The sequence below is a fragment of the Streptomyces sp. SID13726 genome (genome assembly GCF_010548375.1).
Taxonomy (GTDB): domain Bacteria; phylum Actinomycetota; class Actinomycetes; order Streptomycetales; family Streptomycetaceae; genus Streptomyces.
In genome coordinates, this window is the sequence record NZ_JAAGLY010000006.1 from 192,682 (window position 1) to 210,834 (window position 18,153).

The 18,153-nt window shown below is 71.7% G+C and carries 15 protein-coding genes and 1 pseudogene; 7 read left to right on the top strand and 9 right to left on the bottom strand.

The window, feature by feature from the left end; genetic code table 11:
• Positions 1–108 precede the first annotated feature (108 nt).
• Both G3I78_RS17990 and G3I78_RS17995 read right to left on the bottom strand, forming a co-directional pair.
• Positions 109–1,857 carry a peptide-N4-asparagine amidase gene (locus G3I78_RS17990; RefSeq protein ID WP_239157892.1) on the bottom strand — a complete coding sequence of 583 codons (1,749 nt, stop codon included), beginning with the start codon at positions 1,855–1,857 and terminating at the stop codon, positions 109–111.
• Positions 1,858–1,913: 56 nt separating this feature from the next.
• Positions 1,914–2,702 (bottom strand): hypothetical protein, encoded by a 789-nt coding sequence (locus tag G3I78_RS17995; RefSeq protein WP_164425644.1) that lies wholly within the window; start codon positions 2,700–2,702, stop codon positions 1,914–1,916.
• 182 nt (positions 2,703–2,884) lie between these two features.
• On the opposite strand from G3I78_RS17995, the gene G3I78_RS18000 reads away from it, so the two are divergent.
• The 4 genes from G3I78_RS18000 to G3I78_RS18015 all read left to right on the top strand — a co-directional run bounded on the left by G3I78_RS18000 (position 2,885) and on the right by G3I78_RS18015 (position 7,734).
• Positions 2,885–4,765 (top strand): ABC transporter ATP-binding protein, encoded by a 1,881-nt coding sequence (locus G3I78_RS18000; protein WP_164425646.1) that lies wholly within the window; start codon positions 2,885–2,887, stop codon positions 4,763–4,765.
• Positions 4,762–6,543 carry an ABC transporter ATP-binding protein gene (locus tag G3I78_RS18005; protein ID WP_164425648.1) on the top strand — a complete coding sequence of 594 codons (1,782 nt, stop codon included), beginning with the start codon at positions 4,762–4,764 and terminating at the stop codon, positions 6,541–6,543. The genes G3I78_RS18000 and G3I78_RS18005 overlap by 4 nt, the downstream gene beginning before the upstream one ends.
• A 378-nt stretch (positions 6,544–6,921) precedes the next feature.
• Entirely contained in the window at positions 6,922–7,392 is a 471-nt protein-coding gene (locus G3I78_RS18010) for a DUF5709 domain-containing protein (RefSeq protein ID WP_164425650.1), read from the top strand.
• An 81-nt stretch (positions 7,393–7,473) separates the two neighbouring features.
• Positions 7,474–7,734 carry a type B 50S ribosomal protein L31 gene (locus G3I78_RS18015; protein WP_164425652.1) on the top strand — a complete coding sequence of 87 codons (261 nt, stop codon included), beginning with the start codon at positions 7,474–7,476 and terminating at the stop codon, positions 7,732–7,734.
• 41 nt (positions 7,735–7,775) lie between these two features.
• On the opposite strand, the gene G3I78_RS18020 is transcribed toward G3I78_RS18015, so the two are convergent.
• Complete coding sequence (locus tag G3I78_RS18020) at positions 7,776–8,570, bottom strand: metal-dependent hydrolase (protein ID WP_164425654.1); 795 nt, start codon at positions 8,568–8,570, stop codon at positions 7,776–7,778.
• A 145-nt stretch (positions 8,571–8,715) separates the two neighbouring features.
• On the opposite strand from G3I78_RS18020, the gene G3I78_RS18025 reads away from it, so the two are divergent.
• The gene (locus G3I78_RS18025; protein WP_164425656.1) at positions 8,716–11,229 is read left to right on the top strand and encodes a DEAD/DEAH box helicase; all 2,514 of its coding nucleotides are present in this window, start codon (positions 8,716–8,718) and stop codon (positions 11,227–11,229) included.
• A gap of 37 nt (positions 11,230–11,266) precedes the next feature.
• The gene (locus tag G3I78_RS18030; protein ID WP_164425658.1) at positions 11,267–12,133 is read left to right on the top strand and encodes an acyl-CoA thioesterase II; all 867 of its coding nucleotides are present in this window, start codon (positions 11,267–11,269) and stop codon (positions 12,131–12,133) included.
• On the opposite strand, the gene G3I78_RS18035 is transcribed toward G3I78_RS18030, so the two are convergent.
• Positions 12,134–13,084, bottom strand: a complete 951-nt coding sequence (locus G3I78_RS18035) for a DUF6397 family protein (RefSeq protein WP_164425660.1) — start codon at positions 13,082–13,084, stop codon at positions 12,134–12,136. It lies immediately after the preceding gene.
• Positions 13,085–13,208: 124 nt separating this feature from the next.
• Positions 13,209–13,622 carry a roadblock/LC7 domain-containing protein gene (locus G3I78_RS18040; RefSeq protein WP_164425662.1) on the bottom strand — a complete coding sequence of 138 codons (414 nt, stop codon included), beginning with the start codon at positions 13,620–13,622 and terminating at the stop codon, positions 13,209–13,211.
• Positions 13,623–13,717: 95 nt separating this feature from the next.
• Here G3I78_RS18040 and G3I78_RS18045 point away from each other — a divergent pair.
• Positions 13,718–13,969 (top strand): annotated as a pseudogene (locus G3I78_RS18045) (pyridoxamine 5'-phosphate oxidase family protein); the annotation flags it as partial.
• Positions 13,970–14,004: 35 nt separating this feature from the next.
• On the opposite strand, the gene G3I78_RS18050 reads toward G3I78_RS18045, so the two are convergent.
• The 4 genes from G3I78_RS18050 to G3I78_RS18065 all read right to left on the bottom strand — a co-directional run bounded on the left by G3I78_RS18050 (position 14,005) and on the right by G3I78_RS18065 (position 18,138).
• The gene (locus tag G3I78_RS18050; protein WP_164425666.1) at positions 14,005–14,610 is read right to left on the bottom strand and encodes an ATP/GTP-binding protein; all 606 of its coding nucleotides are present in this window, start codon (positions 14,608–14,610) and stop codon (positions 14,005–14,007) included.
• 129 nt (positions 14,611–14,739) lie between these two features.
• On the bottom strand, positions 14,740–15,156 hold the full coding sequence (locus G3I78_RS18055; RefSeq protein WP_164425668.1) for a DUF742 domain-containing protein: 417 nt from the start codon (positions 15,154–15,156) through the stop codon (positions 14,740–14,742).
• 22 nt (positions 15,157–15,178) lie between these two features.
• Positions 15,179–15,616, bottom strand: a complete 438-nt coding sequence (locus tag G3I78_RS18060) for a roadblock/LC7 domain-containing protein (protein WP_164425671.1) — start codon at positions 15,614–15,616, stop codon at positions 15,179–15,181.
• On the bottom strand, positions 15,613–18,138 hold the full coding sequence (locus tag G3I78_RS18065) for a nitrate- and nitrite sensing domain-containing protein (RefSeq protein ID WP_164425673.1): 2,526 nt from the start codon (positions 18,136–18,138) through the stop codon (positions 15,613–15,615). The genes G3I78_RS18060 and G3I78_RS18065 overlap by 4 nt, the downstream gene beginning before the upstream one ends.
• Between the last annotated feature and the right edge of the window lie 15 nt (positions 18,139–18,153).

Below are 18,153 nucleotides of genomic sequence, written 5' to 3' on the forward strand. Positions count from 1 at the left end.
AGCGGCTTCCGTGGCGATCACTTTGCGGGTGTCGTTGATCCCGCACGAGACCGCCGCGTTTCAGCCAGGTAAATCCGGCCCTGTGTGACGCGTCGCACACAACTCGGTTCAGCAGCCGTCGCGTTCCCTGGTCAGCACCCCCTGGACGGTGCTGAGGGAGCGGTCGTAGCACCCGGCCGAACCGCGGATCCGGTAGCGCTCGCTCGTCGTGCCGACCGCGTGCCGCTGGTCGCGCGGGACGTTGATCGTGTACGTGGCGTCGCCCGCGTAGGTGTCGTCGAGCCGGGACCACGCCGTGCGCCGGCCCGCCCGGGTCTCCGTGACGTCGGCACGGTCACCGAGGGTCAGTACGGTGCGCAGCCGGTCGCCCGTGCCGATGGTGGTGATGCCGTCCATCGTGTACGTCCGGTGGGTGCGGGTGGTCCGGGCCGGGCCGCGGCCGTCTACGGTCACCGACTCGTCGTCCGTCCAGGCAGCCTTGAGCGCGTCGGGGTTCTCGCCGTCGGCCCAGCGGTGCGTGGAGGTGTTCGCCAGCGAACGGCGGACGGTGGTCGTGATCCGGCCGTGCGAGGTGTCGACGTATCCGGCGACGGTGAGCCGGTGGCCGCCCCGGGTGTCGACGCGGTGCTCCGAACCGGGCGTGTACGTCGAGGAGTTGGCAAGGTCACCGCTCCGGTGCTCGGTGAGCCTGCCGGTGACCTGTCTGCTCTTGGCGTCCTGCCAGACCAGGATGTTGACGGGGGTGCTCCAACCCGACTGCCCCTCGGGGACACCGACGACGCCGACCTCGACGCGGTGCGGGCGCCCGTCGTTGAGGATCCCGGCGAAGGGCGTCAGGTCGTACTCGATCGGCTTGACGTCGAAGGCGCGGGGACCCGGAACGACGTACCAGAGAAAGGGATTCGACCAGCCGCCGGTCCACACGGTCGGAAACGGGGCGGCGATGCCCGCGAGTTGGCCGTCGACCTTGATCTGCACCTCTCGGTAGGGGCCGTCACCGGCCTGGCAGGAGTACGGCGCGCTCGACGGGACGGAGAGATACCAGTACTCCTCGCAGCCGCCGCCGGAGCCGGTGGCGTACACCTCGGCGACGATGCGCTCGCTGTTGCGCGGGGTGGTGAGGGTGTCCTGGTCGAGCGTCAGTACCCGGTCCGGCGTCCCGGTGACCTCGCGCCCCTGGTAGAAGGTGAGCGTGACCTTCACGTCGATGATCCCGGTGTACGTGTCGTCGACGACGTTCCCGATGAGCATCTCGACGTCGTGGGTGCCGCGGAGTGTGTCGCTGTAGCGCGTGACGTCCTTCTCCACGGACCACTCGATCCCGTCGGGCGAGGGCTGCGGAGTGGACGTGCGCAGCACCTCGACCCCGCCGATGTGCAGATAGCCGAGCCGGTCGAACTGCCTTCCCTTGACGCTCCCTTCGAGGCGCAGCACGACCTTGCTCCAGCGGTCGCCGCAGCCCTTGGGCGGTGTGTAGGTGCCGGTGTACGGGGTGAAGTCACGGAACTGCGCCTCGGCGACGGTGACTTGGCAGGACTTGCCGGAGGGGCGGGTGACGGGCGGGGCGGCGGTGATGGGGTCGTGCCAGTCGGTGCCGAACTCGGCGGGGGCGGTGGGTGATTGGGCTCCGGTCGGACGGGACTCGACTGGGACGGTGCGTGATTGGACCCCGGCCGGACGGGACTCCGCGGGGACCGTGGGTGATTGCACCCCGGTCGGACGGGACTCCGCGGGGACCGTGGGTGATTGCGCCCCGGTCGGACGGGACTCGGCGGACTGGGCGGGCGTCGACCCGAGCAGTGTGCCCGCCAGGAGGGTCGCCCCTGCGAGCATGGACATGACGATCCGTCTCTTCATGGCGGTGTTCTACGGCGAGTCGGGCATCCCCCGCAATGACGCCTCCGGCAGCCGCCTTAGCCCTTCAGGTCCGCCCTGTCCCCCATCACCACCACGGGATGCCGGTCCGGATCGAGCGTGCGCAGCAGATGTCGCATCGCCGGCCTGGACACGCTCACGCAGGCCGACGTACCGCTGCCGTGGTCCATGTGCAGCCAGATGCCGCCGCCCTTCTCGTAACCCCCGGGCCGCGTCTGGTCGTTCGGGGCGGTGCCCCTGACCCGGTTGTAGTCGATGGCGATGACGTAGTCGAAGTCGTGCCAGTAGGACTTCGGCCACCAGCGCGGGGCCGCGATGCCCTCCGACCTCGTGTACGGCAGCCCCGAGCCGGGGTCCGGGAGCACCCCGCCCGCGTCGCTGAGCGTGAACACGCCCACGGGGCTGCGCTTGTCGCCCTCGTGGTGGTCGGTGGTCCAGCCCTTCTTGCCGTTGTGCGCGGGCCAGCCGCGGACACGGTCCCAGCCGGAGCCGCGCCTCGTGTAGAGCACGACGGTGGCGTCCGCGGAGTCCTTGCCGTCGCCGTAGACCACGACGACCTGACGGGAGTCGGCGGGGATACGGCGCTGGAGGCGGGGGCCGATGTCGGGGATGCGGCTGGGGTCGGCAGCAGGGATGCGGCTGGGCTCGGCGGCGGGGTCGTCCGCGGACTGGTCGGCTGGCTTGTCGGCGGCTCTGGTGTCTGCCTCGCCGGACTGTGCTCCGCCGGTGTCCGCCCGGCCTGGACCACCGCACGCGCCCAGGAGGATCAGCAGCGCTGCCAGAACGGTCGTCGTCACCGCCGTACGCCGTGTGCCTCCGCATCGCATCGGTCCATCGTCGCACCGCGTCTCGCGGAAGGCCGACTCCGCGAGGGCAGCCGGTTCTGTACCCCGCGGCGGAAAACCTGTTGCCTCCGACCACGCTCTGACGCGAACCTTTCACGGTTTGCAGCCGCCGGGTGCGGCTCTCCCCCACCCCCCTGACACGAGCTACTGGGACGTCACACGTCATGCAGATTCAAGACCTTCCGTACACCGACCCGGGAGTGCCGGACGCACGCTCGGGTCCCCGGTTCCTGTGGTGGCTCTTCAGGAATCAGCTGGGCGGACAGCTCAAGTCACTGGCCTGGGGACTCCTGCACTTCCTGTCCGTCTCGGCGCTGCCCTTCTGCGTCGGCGTGGCCGTCCAGGCGGTCGTCGACCACTCCGGCCGCCGACTCGCCCTCGCGGGCGGACTGCTGGCGCTGTGCTGTCTGGGCAACGCGCTCGGCGACACCTTCCTGCACCGCACCGCCGTCACCAACTGGATCACGGCCGCCGCGCGCGTCCAGCAGCTCCTCGCCCACAAGGCCGCGAACCTGGGTTCGGCCCTGACCCGGCGGGTCGCGGCCGGCGAGGTCGTGGCCGTGTCCACCGGTGACGTCGAGAAGATCGGCTGGTTCGTGGAGGCCTGGTCGCGATTCACGGCGGCGGCGGTCACCGTCGTCGTGGTCTGCGCCGGGCTCGTCGTCTACCAGCCGGCGCTCGGCACGGTGGTCGCCGTGGGACTGCCGGTCATGGCGCTCGCGGTGCTGCCGCTGCTGCCCCGCGCGACCCGGCGCGCCGACTTCCAGCGGGAGAAGGCGGGCCGCGCCACCGAGCTGGCCTCCGACACGGTCGCCGGCCTGCGTGTCCTGCGCGGCATCGGCGGCGAGGAGCTGTTCCTCGACCGCTACCGCCGCGCCTCCCAGGAGGTCCGCCACGCTGCCGTGCGCAGCGCCCGAATGTGGTCCCTGATCTCCGCGATCCAGGTGCTGCTGCCCGGTCTGCTGCTGATCGCGGTCGTCTGGTACGGCGTCCACCTGGCCCGGCAGGGCCGCGTGGAGATCGGCGAACTGGTCGCCGTCTACAGCTCGGTCATGATCCTCACCTATCCGCTGCGGCACTTCGAGGAGATCGCCATGGCGTACTCCTTCTCCCGGCCGTCCGCCCAACGGGCCGCCCGGGTGCTGTCGCTGGAGCGCGCGGTCTCCGCCGAGGGCGCCCAGGGAACGACGGGTGACATGGACGGTGGCGTACGCCGGTCCGCTGCGGCGATTCAAGGCGCGGACGGGCTGCCGTCCGGGGATCTGTACGACCCGGCGACCGGTCTGCTCGCCCCTTCAGGACGGCTCACCGCAGTGGTGTGCGGCGACCCGGACACGGCGGGGGAACTGGCCGAGCGGCTCGGCGGGCACCCCTCGCAGGAGGGTACTTCCGTGCTGCTGGGCGGGGTGGCGCTGGACGAGTTGCCGCTCGACTCGGCGCGCACCGCGGTCCTGGTCCAGGACAAGGACCCGGTCCTGCTCTCCGGGACCCTGCGCGACCTGCTCGACGTGCCCGCCTCGGGTGATGTCGACGCCGCGGAGGCGCTGGCCGCCGCGCAGTGCGAGGACGTGCTGGCCGCGCTGGTCCAGGGGTCCCTGGACACCGAGGACCCGTTGGACGCGCGCGTCACCGAGCGCGGCCGGTCCCTCTCGGGCGGCCAGCGCCAGCGGCTCGCGCTGGCCCGGTCACTGCTGACCGACCCGGAGGTCCTCGTCCTCGACGAACCGACCTCCGCCGTCGACTCGCACACCGAGGCACGGATCGCGGAGGGCGTACGGGAACTGCGCACCGGACGCACCACCGTGGTGTTCACCTCCTCGCCGCTGCTCCTGGACCGCGCCGACCGGGTCGTGCTCGTCCACGAGGGCGAGGTCGCGGCGGTCGGCGTGCACCGTGAACTGGTGCACAAGGAACCGCGGTACCGGGCGGTGGTGACCCGCGAGACGGACGAGGAGACCGCGCTGAACTCCGCACCGGACAAGCACGGCGTACACGGTGCGCACGACGTCCTGCACGAACTGGAAGAGATCGAGGAGACCGCATGATCGGCGTGGCGCCACCGGCGTACGACCCGGCGGCACCGACGACGGCGAACACCCTGCCCGTCGGAGCCACCGCGACCGTACGCGCCTACGTGGCCGAACTGTTCCACCGGCACCGCCGTGCCTTCGTGCTGCTCGTCACCGTCAACACGGTCTCGGTCGTGGCCTCCATGGTCGGGCCCTGGCTCCTCGGCGACCTCGTCGAGCGGGTGTCGGACGGGGCCCGCGAACTCCATCTGGAGCTGACAGCCGGGCTGTTCGTGGTCGCGCTGGCCGTACAGGCCGTGTTCGTACGGCAGGTGCGGCTGCGCGGCGCGATGCTCGGCGAGCGGATGCTGGCCGACCTGCGCGAGGACTTCCTCATCCGGTCGGTCGGCCTGCCCCCGGGCGTACTGGAGCGAGCCGGGACCGGCGACCTGCTGTCCCGGATCACGACGGACATCGACCGGCTCGGCAACGCCATGCGCGAGGCCGTGCCCCAGCTAGCGATCGGCGTGGTGTGGGCGGCCCTGCTGCTCGGCGGGCTCGTGATCACGGCACCGCCGCTGGCCGCCGCCGTCCTGCTCGCCCTGCCGGTCCTGGTGATCGGCTGCCGCTGGTACTTCAAGCGGGCGCCCTCCGCCTACCGCTCGGAGGCCGCCGGGTACGCCGCCGTGGCCGCCGCGCTCGCGGAGACCGTGGACGCCGGACGCACCGTCGAAGCGCACCGGCTCGGCGCGCGCCGCATCGAGCTGTCCGAACGGCGGATCAAGGAGTGGACCGCGTGGGAGCGGTACACGTTGTGGCTGCGGTCGGTGCTCTTCCCCTGCATCAACGTCAGCCACGTGATGATCCTTTCGTCGGTGCTGATGGTCGGCGGGGTGTTCGTGCTCCAGGGCTGGATCGGGGTCGGCCAGCTGACGACCGGCGCACTCATCGCGCAGATGCTGATCGACCCGGTCGGGCTGATCCTGCGCTGGTACGACGAGCTCCAGGTGGCCCAGGTGTCGCTGGCCCGGCTGGTGGGCGTACGGGAGGTCGAACCGGTCGCCGGGGACACGGGGCTCGCTCCCGACGGGCGGGACGTGCACGCGGACCGGGTGCACTTCGGGTACCTGGAGGGCGTGGACGTCCTGCGCAAGGTGTCCCTGGAGGTCGCGCCCGGCACCAGGCTGGCGCTCGTCGGTCCCTCGGGGGCCGGCAAGTCCACGCTGGGCCGCCTCCTTGCCGGGATCTACGCGCCCCGCGACGGCCGGGTCACCCTGGGCGGCGCCGAGCTGTCCCGGATGCCCGCCGAACGGGTCCGTGAGCACGTGGCCCTCGTCAACCAGGAGCACCACGTCTTCGTGGGCTCCCTGCGTGACAACCTCCTGCTCGCCCGCACGGACGCGACGGACGCCGAGCTCTGGGCGGCGCTGGGGGCGGTCGACGCGGACGGGTGGGCACGGGCGCTCGACGACGGCCTCGACTCCGAGGTCGGCTCGGGCGGCCTGACCGTCACCCCGGCCCAGGCCCAGCAGGTCGCGCTGGCCCGACTGGTACTGGCCGACCCGCACACGCTGGTCCTGGACGAGGCGACGTCCCTGCTCGACCCCCGGGCGGCCCGTCACCTGGAACGCTCCCTGGCCCGCGTCCTCGACGGCCGCACCGTGGTCGCCATCGCCCACCGCCTCCACACCGCCCACGACGCGGACGTCATCGCGGTCGTCGAGAACGGGCGGATCAGCGAGCTGGGCAGCCATGAGGAGCTGGTCGCGGCGGAGGGAGCGTATGCGGCGTTGTGGAGGTCTTGGCACGGGTGAGGTGACGTGGGGCGGGGTGGGGTGGGGGGCCGGTTTGGGGGATTCGTTGGTCGAGGCCAAAGGGAAACCAGGGGCACCCGAACCCCGACCAGCCCAACGCCCCCGCACGCACCCGGCGCCGCCCTGCCCGACGACAGGCTCGGCCTCAGCCAGGGTCCCAGCCCCGTCCCCGGCACCTCCGCATCCCGCCTCAGCCTGCGCAGCGACCCCTTGGCGTTGCGCCGTCCCGAAGAGGGGTGGAAGGCTGGACAGCAGCACCGGCTCTGGGAGCGCCCGCGGACGGAACGGTCCGTCGGTGGGCGCGGCAAGTGCCCCGTGACTCCGTGACCCGCCCCGGGCCGCGTGGCACGGGCCCGTCCCCTTCACCTGGAGGTACCCGTGGACAGCTCCGACGGATGGGGAGACGACGTCTACCAGCCCGACGGATCCGAGATCCAGGACGACGCGGGTCTGCTCGACGCGGAGGACACCCTGGAGGACGACGGAGTCGGTGACCCCCTCGACCGCGGCTGGTCCCCACCGGAGCGGCCCTGGGCGGTGGAGCACACCGGTGTGACGGCGGCGGAGCGCCGGCAGGGCGAGACGCTGGACCAGCGGCTCGCCGAGGAGACGCCCGACCTCGCCGCATCCGACGGCGACGGCCTCGGCGACTGCGACGGCACCGACGGCGAACTCCTGGACAACGAGGTCGGCGCCCTGCGCTCCGGTCGGCTCGTCGCCCCCGACGAGGGAGCCCACGAGGACGAGGAGAGCGCGCTGATCGCCACGGACGTGGGCATCGACGGTGCCGCGGCGTCCGCCGAGGAGGCCGCGATGCACATCGTCGACGAGGAGTCCCTGTCGGGCTGACCGCCCGGGAACCACCCCACGTGCCGCCCAACCTGCCGTCCCGCCCGCCGTTCCGTACGCCGTCCAGTCCGAGGAGCATCCATGCAGCAGGACAAGCACCCCGACTACCGCCCGGTCGTCTTCCGGGACCGCGCCGCCGGCTACGCGTTCCTGACCCGGTCCACCGCGAACAGCGACCAGACCATCGAGTGGGACGACGGCGAGACGTACCCCGTGGTGGACGTGGAGATCTCCTCCGAGAGCCACCCCTTCTACACCGGCAAGGCGCGGACGGTGGACTCCGAGGGCCGTATCGCGCAGTTCGAGCGGCGGTACGGGGGCGGCACCGGCCAGGACGGCTGACCGCCCGGCCGAAGCCGCCCCGGCGCTCCCGCGCCCCGGACTCAGATGAAGTTGAGCGCCGCCGCGCAGCCCACCCCGCCGAGCAGCATGAACGCCGGCATCAGCACCTTCAGCTCGACCCAACTGCCCGCGCGGAACCGCATGGCCTTCGGCGGGCCGATCGGGTACCAGCGCTTGCGGCCCACCGGGATGGGCCACAGGATCGGGCAGCCGGAGACCGTCAGCGCGTCCCCGATGTCGTGCACGAGCGCGCCCAGCACGACCGGCAGCCCCAACCACAGGTACTCCTGGCCCGGCTGGGTGAACAGCCAGTCCGAGCCGTTGCCCGGCTTGTCCAGGACACCCGCGATGATCCACGCGCTGGTCGCGGCCAGCAGCCAGACCAGGACGTCGGCGCTGGAGCCGCGGGTCGCCCGCCACAGCAGACCCTCGATGGCCAGCACCATGTGCACGAACAGGATCCCCAGCACCGCCCACCGGCCACCGGTGATCGCCGCCACCGAGCAGCCCGCGCCGATCAGCGCGGCCCACAGCCAGGTGTGCGTGAGCGTCCGGTGCCCACCAGAGCGGCGCGGGTCGCCCTGCTTCCTGGTGGCCTTGTAGACGGCGTACGAGAGTTTGTCGACGATCTCGCACAGGCCCCGTGAGACCGGCCCGAAGGCCCGCGAGATCGTCGCCGCCTTGTGGTCCAGGTCGGGAGCGAGCGCGGCGCCCGCGCAGATCAGGGCTCCTGCCAGCAGTACGGGCCACGGCATGGTGTGCCCCGCGGCGGCGGCCGCCGCTCCGACGCCGAGCCAGGCTGCGGCGCCCGACAGAGAGTGTGCTGGTCCCATCATCGGCGTTGCCCGCCCCATTCCTCGTGTGCCACTGTCCAGTTGACCGGCCGCGCTGACGCTCCGTCGGCGACACAGCGTACTGCTCGTGATCTTCGGGCTCGCATCCGATTCCCCTCTCAGGCGTCCGGGCAGGCAAGATGGGTGGGTGACCCTCATCGATCAGCTGCCGCCGACCGCCGACCCCGACGCCCTCTACGAAGCCTTCGAGTCGTGGGCCGAGGAGCGCGGTCTCACGCTCTACCCCCATCAGGAGGAGGCGCTGATCGAGGTGGTCTCCGGCGCGAACGTGATCGTGTCGACGCCCACCGGGTCCGGCAAGAGCATGATCGCGGCGGGCGCGCACTTCGCGGCGCTCGCCCGGGACGAGGTCACCTTCTACACGGCTCCGATCAAGGCGCTCGTCTCGGAGAAGTTCTTCGAGCTGTGCAAGATGTTCGGCACCGAGAACGTCGGCATGCTGACCGGCGACGCCTCGGTCAACTCCGACGCTCCCGTCATCTGCTGCACCGCCGAGGTGCTCGCGTCGATCGCGCTGCGCGACGGCAAGCAGGCCGACGTCGGCCAGGTCGTCATGGACGAGTTCCACTTCTACGCCGAGGCGGACCGCGGCTGGGCCTGGCAGATCCCCATCCTGGAGCTGCCGCAGGCGCAGTTCGTGCTGATGTCGGCCACGCTCGGCGACGTCTCGATGTTCGAGAAGGACCTGACCCGGCGCACCGGCAGGCCGACGTCGGTGGTCCGCTCGGCGACCCGCCCCGTGCCGCTCTCCTACGAGTACAAGCTGACCCCGCTCACCGAGACCCTGACGGAACTCCTGGAGACGAAGCAGGCGCCCGTCTACATCGTGCACTTCACGCAGGCGCAGGCCGTGGAGCGGGCGCAGGCGCTGATGAGCATCAACATGTGCTCGCGCGAGGAGAAGGACCAGATCGCCGAGCTGATCGGCAACTTCCGCTTCACCACCAAGTTCGGCCGCAACCTCTCCCGTTACGTCCGCCACGGCATCGGGGTCCACCACGCCGGCATGCTGCCCAAGTACCGGCGGCTGGTGGAGAAGCTCGCGCAGGCCGGTCTGCTGAAGGTCATCTGCGGCACGGACACCCTCGGCGTCGGCGTCAACGTACCGATCCGCACAGTGCTGTTCACCGCGCTCACCAAGTACGACGGCAACCGCGTCCGCACCCTGCGGGCCCGAGAGTTCCACCAGATCGCGGGGCGGGCCGGACGGGCGGGCTTCGACACGGCGGGCTTCGTCGTCGCGCAGGCCCCCGAGCACGTCATCGAGAACGAGAAGGCGCTCGCCAAGGCGGGCGACGATCCGAAGAAGCGCCGCAAGGTGGTCCGCAAGAAGGCACCCGAGGGATTCGTCGCCTGGTCGGAGACCACCTTCGAGAAGCTCATCGCCTCCGAACCGGAGCCGCTGACCTCCCGCTTCCGGGTGACCCACACCATGCTGCTGTCGGTGATCGCGCGTCCGGGCAACGCCTTCGAGGCGATGCGGCACCTCCTGGAGGACAACCACGAGCCGCGCAAGCAGCAGTTGCGGCACATCCGGCGGGCCATCGCCATCTACCGCTCGCTGCTGGACGGCGGCATCGTCGAGAAGCTCGACGAGCCCGACGCCAACGGCCGGATCGTCCGTCTCACCGTGGACCTCCAGCAGGACTTCGCGCTCAACCAGCCGCTGTCCACGTTCGCGCTCGCCGCGTTCGAGCTGCTCGACCCCGAATCGCCGTCCTACGCCCTGGACATGGTGTCCGTCGTCGAGTCCACTCTGGACGATCCCCGCCAGATCCTCGTCGCCCAGCTGAACAAGGCGAAGGGCGAGGCCGTGGCCGCGATGAAGGCGGACGGCGTGGAGTACGAGGAGCGCATGGAGCGGCTCCAGGACGTCTCGTACCCGAAGCCCCTGGAGGAGCTGCTCTTCCACGCGTACAACACGTACCGCAAGAGTCACCCGTGGGTCGGCGACCATCCGCTCTCCCCGAAGTCCGTCATCCGTGACATGTACGAACGGGCCATGTCCTTCACGGAGTTGGTGTCCTTCTACGAGCTTGCCCGCACCGAGGGCATTGTCCTGCGCTACCTCGCCAGTGCCTACAAGGCGCTCGACCACAACATCCCTGACGACCTGAAGTCCGAGGATCTCCAGGACCTCATCGAGTGGCTCGGGGAGACGGTCCGTCAGGTCGACTCCAGTCTGCTGGACGAGTGGGAGCAGCTCGCCAACCCGGAGGAGATGACCGCCGAGGAGGCCCGGGAGCGGGCCGACGAGGTCAAGCCGGTCACCACCAACGCCCGCGCCTTCCGCGTCCTGGTCCGCAACGCCCTGTTCCGCCGTGTCGAACTCGCCGCCCTGGACCAGGTCGAGGAGCTGGGCGAGATGGACGCGGACGCCGGCTGGGACGCCGAGGCGTGGGGCGAGGCGATGGACAAGTACTGGGACGAGTACGACGACCTCGGCACCGGGCCCGACGCCCGCGGCCCGAAGTTGCTGCGGATCGAGGAGGAGCCGCAGAACAAGCTGTGGCGCGTCCGGCAGACCTTCGCCGACCCGAACGGCGACCACGACTGGGGCATCAGCGCGGAGATCGACCTCGCCGCCTCCGACGCGGAGGGCCGCGCGGTCGTCCGGGTCACCGACGTCGGCCAGCTGTGAGCCACAGGTCAGTCGTGAGCCAAGGAGAATCCCACCCATGACGAACCCGGCCGAGAGCCTCGTCGACCTGCTCGACCTGGAGCAGATCGAGGTCAACATCTTCCGTGGCCGCAGCCCGAACGAATCCCTCCAGCGGGTCTTCGGCGGCCAGGTGGCGGGCCAGGCGCTGGTCGCCGCCGCCCGCACCACGGAGGGCGACCGCCCCGTGCACTCGCTGCACGCGTACTTCCTGCGCCCGGGCCGGCCGGGGGTGCCGATCGTGTACCAGGTCGAGCGGGTCCGGGACGGGCGGTCGTTCACCACCCGCCGGGTCACCGCCGTGCAGCAGGGCCGCACGATCTTCAATCTCACCGCCTCCTTTCACAAGCCTGAGGAAGGTCCCTTCGAACACCAGCTGCCGCCCGCCCGCAAGGTCCCGGACCCGGAGTCGCTGCCGAGGGTCGGCGACGAGATCCGGGAGCATCTGGGCGAGCTGCCCGAGCAGTTGGAGCGGATGGCGCGCCGCCAGCCCTTCGACATCCGATATGTCGACCGGCTGCGCTGGAGCGCCGAGGAGGTCAAGGACGCCGAGCCGCGCAGCGCGGTGTGGATGCGCGCGGTCGGGCCGCTCGGCGACGACCCGGTCGTGCACACCTGCGCGCTGACCTACGCCAGCGACATGACCCTCCTGGACGCCGTCCGCCTCCCGGTCCAGCCCCTGTGGGGTCCGCGGACCTTCGACATCGCGTCGCTGGACCACGCCATGTGGTTCCACCGGCCGTTCCGCGCGGACGAGTGGTTCCTGTACGACCAGGAGTCCCCGATCGCGACGGGCGGCCGTGGGCTCGCCCGCGGCCGCATCTACGACCTGGAGGGTCGTCTGCTGGTCTCGGTCGTGCAGGAGGGGTTGTTCCGGGCGCTGTAGTCAGGCGCTTCTGCGGCGGAGCCAGCCCAGCAGGCCACGGGACGATTGCTGCGGCGCCTGCTCGGCCGGGGTTGGCTCGGGCGACGTCGGCACGATCGGCGTCGGCCCGGTCTGATCCCAGGCACCGGTCTGATCCCAGGCAGGCGGCGGCAGTGTCTGCCGGGCCGCGGGGCGAGGCGCGGACCGGAGCATTCGGGCGTCCGCCATGGCACGGGTCAGCTCGGTCCGCAGCCAGTGGATCTCGTCCGGGGACTCCGCCGTCATGATCCTCTCGACGAGGTGGGCGGCCGGTGTGCCCGGCGCTCCCTGGATGGGCGGCCCCGGCCGGAAGCGGCCCAGGTGGGACCGTTCATAGGGGTCCGGGACGATCTCCGCGATCTGGGTGGGGTCGAGGAAGGCGGCGAGGGCCCCGGCGCTCTCCCACGGGTCGTCGGCGAGGCGCAGCAGGAATCCGCGGTGCCGTGAGCGCCAGTTGCGGGCCCGCAGGTCGGTGCCCTCGTCCAGCGTGTCGCGCAGTTTCGCGGGCATCCGGCGTCCGGTCAGCAGCGAGGCGTTCGCCTCGTCCACGGCGAACTGCTCGAGTTCCTCGGCCAGATACAGCCAGACCACGGCCCGGTAGCGGTTGAGGTAGAAGCGCACCGGGCTGATCAGGCCCAGGCGGGCGAGGCGCGTGAACCTGCCGGCGGGGATGTCCATGACGCCCGCGCCCTCGCTGGTGCCCACGACCCGCACGCGGCGCTGAAGCATCTCGGGAAAGCCCTCCGTCTCCCGCAGCCGGTCGATCTCGGGGCGGGGCACGCGCCTCCCACCGCCACCTTCGTCGGGGACGGTCCGGATCTGGCCGAGGTTCACGGCGAGCTCGAACTCGCTTCGCTTGAGCCCCAGTTCGCGCGCCGCGCGGCTGAACGAAAAGGAATGCTGCCGGTGTTGGACGATGGTGCTGCTCGACATGCCCGCTCCCCCGTGGAGTCTTCGCTCACGCTGTGTGCGTTCGCCGTGACAGAAACCGTAGCCGGATCGGCGAGCCACGTGGCGGGCCTGTGGATAACTCCACGGGGATCGAAGAACGTGCAGGTCAGAGGTCTGACGCCGAGCTTCGCTCAGGTTGGCGGGCGTCCACGTCGAGGTGTTCGCCGACGCGGTTGACGAGCAGCGTCATCTCGTAGGCGATCTGGCCGATGTCCGCGTCGGAGCCGCTGAGCACGCACAGACAGCTGCCGGTGCCCGCCGCGGTGACGAACAGCACCGCGTCGTCGAACTCGATCATCGTCTGCCGTACGCCGCCCGCGCCGAAGTGGCGTCCCGAGCCCTTGGCCAGGCTGTGCAGACCGGACGAGACGGCGGCGAGGTGTTCGGCGTCCTCGCGGCGCAGTCCGGTGCTGGCCCCGGTCACCAGACCGTCGTTGGACAGCACCAGCGCGTGGTGCACATGGTCGACACGTTCGGTCAGGTCGTCCAGCAGCCAGCCGAGCCCCTGCTTCTGCGACATGTGCCCCGTCTCCCCGTGTGACGTCTCCCCCTGCCCGGAGGAACTCCCCGTAAAGCCTTCCCCACGACCGTTCCCTGGGCAAGGAGGACAGGAACATGGCTCAGAAGATGACCGACGAGGAATGGCGGGAGTTCGTCTCTCGCGGCACCCGCTCTGGCAAGTTGTCGACCGTCCGGGCCGACGGGAGGCCTCGTGTGGCACCCGTGTGGTCCGTGCTGGACGGCGACGACGTGGTGTTCAACAGCGGGAAGGCGACCGTCAAAGGGGGCAATCCGGTGCGGGACGCGCGTGTCGCCCTGTGCGTGGACGACGACCGGCCGCTCTTCGACTGCATGGTGCTGCCGGGCCTGCAACGGGGAGCCGGGTGAGTACCCGCCCCCGGTCAGCCCACCGAGTCGAGCAGCCGGGCGGTGTGCATCCGCCCGGCGTACTCCACCAACCGGATCAGCACCTCCTTCCCCGAGTCGCGGTCCCGTGCGTCGCACAGCACCACGGGTGTGCCCTGGTCCAGGTCGAGGGCGCGCGAGACGTCGTGGGCGCCGTAGGCCCGGGCGCCCGAGAAGCAGTTGACGGCGACGACGAACGGGATGTGCCGGTGCTCGAAGTAGTCGACGGCAGGGAAGCAGTCCTCCAGGCGCCGGGTGTCGGCGAGGACGACGGCGCCGAGGGCCCCTTGCGACAGCTCGTCCCACAGGAACCAGAACCGGTCCTGGCCCGGGGTGCCGAAGAGGTACAGGGACAGGCCGGAGCGGATGGTGATGCGCCCGAAGTCCATGGCGACCGTGGTGGTGACCTTCTGGTCCACACCGTCGGTGTCGTCCACCAACTGGCCCGCCTCGCTGAGCAGTTCCTCGGTGCGCAGCGGCCTGATCTCGCTGACCGCGCCCACCAGGGTGGTCTTGCCCACGCCGAATCCGCCGGCGACCAGTATCTTCAGCGCGAGGGCGGTGGTGTCGCCGTCCTGGGCGTCGGAGTTCTCGGAGACCATCGATCACTTCTCTCGGGAGGGCCGGCAACGGGCGGCGACGTCGGCAGGGGGTCGCGAAATCAGCATCATGACAACTGGGACTCGCCTTCGGATGGTTCGACCGCTTATTGCCCGGTTCTGACCGTTCATCTACAGCGCCCGGAGCCCTTCGATCACCTCGCGCAGAATCCGTTCGTCGGGAAGCTGCGCGGGCGGCACCGGGCGGCTGACGGTGACACAGCCGAGTTCCATGAGGTCCCCCAGGAGCACCCTGACCACGCCGACGGGCAGGTCGGCGCCCGCGGCGAGTTCCGCGACCGACTGTGTCTCGACGCGGCACAGGTCGATCAGGGACCGGTGTTCCGGCCCGAGCGCGGTGTCGTCGTCGACGCCGGGCGCGCCCGTGTCCAGGGTGACCAGGGCGATCAGGTCGAAGCGCACCCCGGTGGGGCCGGGTCTGGTGCGTCCGCCCGTCATGGCGTAGGGGCGGACGAGGGGGCCCGCCTCGCCGTCGTACCACTGGCTGCCCTGCTCGTGCGGGCCGTCGCCCGCCATGTCCTCGGTCATGCGTACCGGCCGCCCTTCCGTCTCATCCGGCGGCGGGCGGCCGCGCGCCGACGCGCGGCGGCGTGTAGAGGTGCTCGCCGACCCGCTTGACCAGTCGTGCCATCTCGTAGGCGACCAGGCCTATGTCGGCGGTCACGGCGGTGAGGACGGCCAGGCAGGAGCCGTCGCCCGCGGCGGCGACGAACAGGAAGCCGTCGTCCATCTCGACCATGGTCTGGCGCACTCCCCCGGCCCCGAAGTGCCGGCCCGCGCCCTTGGCGAGGCTGTGGAAGCCGGAGGAGACGGCGGCGAGGTGTTCGGCGTCCTCGCGGCGCAGGTCCGTCGAGGCGCCCACGGCGAGGCCGTCGTTGGAGAGCACGACCGCGTGCCGTACCTCGCTCACGCGCAGCACCAGGTCGTCCAACAGCCAGTCGAGTTCACCGGACCGCTGGGCAGCCCTCATGCTCGGGTCCTGGATCATCCGCGGTCTCCTTTGCTGCTTTCGCTGCCCGCTGGGGAATCTGGGGTGGCTCCGCGGCCGGGTTGCCTGCCGCCCCCGCGCGCCCAGCCGTCTCGGTAGGCCGCCATCCGGTCCCGTACGACCTCGGGTGTACGGCCGTCGTCGTCCCGGGGCGCGGGTGCCGGGGCCTGCTCCTCGGAGCGCCGTTCGCGCAGTTGGGGAGCGAGGTTCGCCTGCCGTACCCGGCGGGGGAGGTCGTCGGCGTCCTCGGGCTCGTCGGGCGGGCGGTGCAGGCGCAGGGCGGTGACTCCGGGCGGCGGGGTGTCGGTGGAGCCGCGGTCGGCCGCGGTGGCCCGGGGTGCCACGAGTGCGGGCCGCTCGGCGGGGGCGGGCACGGACTCCTGGTCCCGTTCGGCGGCGGGCACGCGCGCGTACTCGCGTTCCGGGGCGCGTTCGCGGTCGGCGGCCCTGGCGGGGGAACGTTCCGCCGCCTTGACGTGCAGCAGCGCCGTGGGCAGCAGGACGACCGCGGTGGTGCCGCCGTAGGGCGAGGTGCGCAGGTGCACCTTGATGTCGTGCCGGGCGGCGAGCCTGCTGACCACGAACAGGCCGAGCCGGTCGCTGTCGAACAGGTCGAGCGCCTCGGACTGCTCGATGCGGCGGTTGGCCTCCGTGAGGGTCTCCTTGCCCATACCGAGGCCGCGGTCCTCGACCTCGACGGCGTAGCCGTTGCCGACGGGTTCGCCGGTGACACGCACACGCGTGTGGGGCGGTGAGAACTGGGCGGCGTTCTCGATGATCTCGGCGAGGAGGTGGGTGAGGTCGGCGACGGCGCCGCCGACGACGGAGGCGTCAGGGAGTTGACGTACCTCCACGCGCGCGTAGTCCTCGACCTCGGAGACGGCCGCGCGGACGACGTTGGTCAGCGAGACCGGCATCCGCCAGGCGCGGCCGGGTGCCGCTCCGGAGAGGATGATCAGGCTCTCCGCGTGGCGCCGCATGCGGGTGGTGAGGTGGTCGAGCCGGAACAGGTCGCTCAGTTCGTTCGGGTCGTCGGAGCGCCGCTCCATGCTGTCGAGGAGGCTCAGCTGGCGGTGGACGAGGACCTGGCTGCGGCGGGCGAGGTTGACGAACACCCCGGAGATTCCGCTGGCCAGTTCGGCGCGCTCGACGGCGGCCAGCAGCGCTGCGCGGTGCACGGTGGTCAGGGCTTCGGCGACCTGGCCGGTCTCGTCCTCGGCGGACGGTCCGGGCGGGGCCTCGGCGCGGATGTCGATCTCGTCCCCGGCGCGCAGCCGCTCCATGGCGTCGGGGAGTTTGCGGCGGGCGATCTCGAGGGCGCTGTTGCGCAGGCTCACCAGCTCGACGACGAGACCGCGGCCGATGCGCACCGAGATGACGAGCGACGCGGCGACGGCGACGAGGCCGAGGAGGACCGCGGCACCGGCCGGGGTGAGCAGGCCCCGGGTGAACGGGTCGGCGCGGTCGGCGACGCCGCCTCCGGCGTTCTGCTGGATGGTCCGCATGCCGTCCTGTACACGCGCGTGTGCCGCCTGCCAGGCGGGCTCCGGGGTCGTCTCGACGGCGCGGGAGCCGGGGGCGGCGGCGAGGAACCGGTCCTCGGCGGCGGTCACGGAGGTGTAGGGGCCGCTGTCGGCGAGTCTCCGCCAGGCGGCTCGGTCGGTGCCGCGCAGGTCGGCGACGGCGGCCTCGGTGAGGACGCGGCGGGTGTCGACGGCCCCGGTGAACAGCCGCAGCCGCTCGCCGGCGAGACCGCCCGCCAGGCGCGCGCTCGCCAGGACGGCGTCCTCCTGGGCCAGCGACTCGCCCGCGCGGGAGAACTCGAGCAGCACGCGCGCGTCGGAGCCGAGGTCGGCGTCCTGGATGCCGGTGAGGGCGCCGCCCACCGCGAAGGCGCCGGCGATGGTCCTGGTGTAGCGGCCGTAGGTCTCGTCCCAGCCCGCGCCGCGGTCGAGCACGGCGGCGCGCAGCGGGCGCAGTTGCTCGGCGCCGGCCACGAAGGTCTCCAGGCGCTGGGCGACTCCGGCGGGCAGTTCCTCGCTGTCGGCGACGGTGTTGTCGTCGCCGAGCCGGAGCCGGGCCACGGCGCTGTCGGTGCGTGCGGCGAGCTTGCGCAGGTCGTCGTCGCGCACGGCGGACGGGTCGGTCGCGTGGCGGACGGCGGCGGCGCGCTCGGCCTGGAGGGCGGTCACGGCAGCGGCGACGGGCGAGCGGACGGCGTCGTCCACGCGCTGCAACTGCCGGAGCCTTGCGACGTCCTGGGCGGTGGTGACGGTCGCGTAGGCCCACAGGGCGAGCAGCGAGACGACGGGCACCATGAGCAGACAGACGATCTTGGCGCGCACCGTGCGGGGACGTATCCGCCAGCGTCCCTCGTACGCGGGTATGTCCTCCGGCACCGGCCCCGCGGGGTCGTCCGGGCTTTCGTCGGCCGGTGGTCCGGCGTGCGCCCGGCGGCCGCGGGTGGGCGTCGGGGGCGGCGTCTCGGGGCCTGCTGTGAGGGTCCTACGCGGTGTACGCATGGCCTCCTCGCTCGG

Coding starts and splice junctions, on each gene's coding strand:
- G3I78_RS18055 (WP_164425668.1), bottom strand. CDS start 15,156: ATGACCGAGGACATGGCGGGCGACGGCCCGCACGAGCAGGGCAGCCAG.
- G3I78_RS18030 (WP_164425658.1), top strand. CDS start 11,267: ATGACGAACCCGGCCGAGAGCCTCGTCGACCTGCTCGACCTGGAGCAG.
- G3I78_RS18040 (WP_164425662.1), bottom strand. CDS start 13,622: ATGTCGCAGAAGCAGGGGCTCGGCTGGCTGCTGGACGACCTGACCGAA.
- G3I78_RS18015 (WP_164425652.1), top strand. CDS start 7,474: ATGCAGCAGGACAAGCACCCCGACTACCGCCCGGTCGTCTTCCGGGAC.
- G3I78_RS17990 (WP_239157892.1), bottom strand. CDS start 1,857: ATGAAGAGACGGATCGTCATGTCCATGCTCGCAGGGGCGACCCTCCTG.
- G3I78_RS18060 (WP_164425671.1), bottom strand. CDS start 15,616: ATGATCCAGGACCCGAGCATGAGGGCTGCCCAGCGGTCCGGTGAACTC.
- G3I78_RS18005 (WP_164425648.1), top strand. CDS start 4,762: ATGATCGGCGTGGCGCCACCGGCGTACGACCCGGCGGCACCGACGACG.
- G3I78_RS18020 (WP_164425654.1), bottom strand. CDS start 8,570: ATGATGGGACCAGCACACTCTCTGTCGGGCGCCGCAGCCTGGCTCGGC.
- G3I78_RS18050 (WP_164425666.1), bottom strand. CDS start 14,610: ATGGTCTCCGAGAACTCCGACGCCCAGGACGGCGACACCACCGCCCTC.
- G3I78_RS17995 (WP_164425644.1), bottom strand. CDS start 2,702: ATGCGATGCGGAGGCACACGGCGTACGGCGGTGACGACGACCGTTCTG.
- G3I78_RS18000 (WP_164425646.1), top strand. CDS start 2,885: ATGCAGATTCAAGACCTTCCGTACACCGACCCGGGAGTGCCGGACGCA.
- G3I78_RS18035 (WP_164425660.1), bottom strand. CDS start 13,084: ATGTCGAGCAGCACCATCGTCCAACACCGGCAGCATTCCTTTTCGTTC.
- G3I78_RS18065 (WP_164425673.1), bottom strand. CDS start 18,138: ATGCGTACACCGCGTAGGACCCTCACAGCAGGCCCCGAGACGCCGCCC.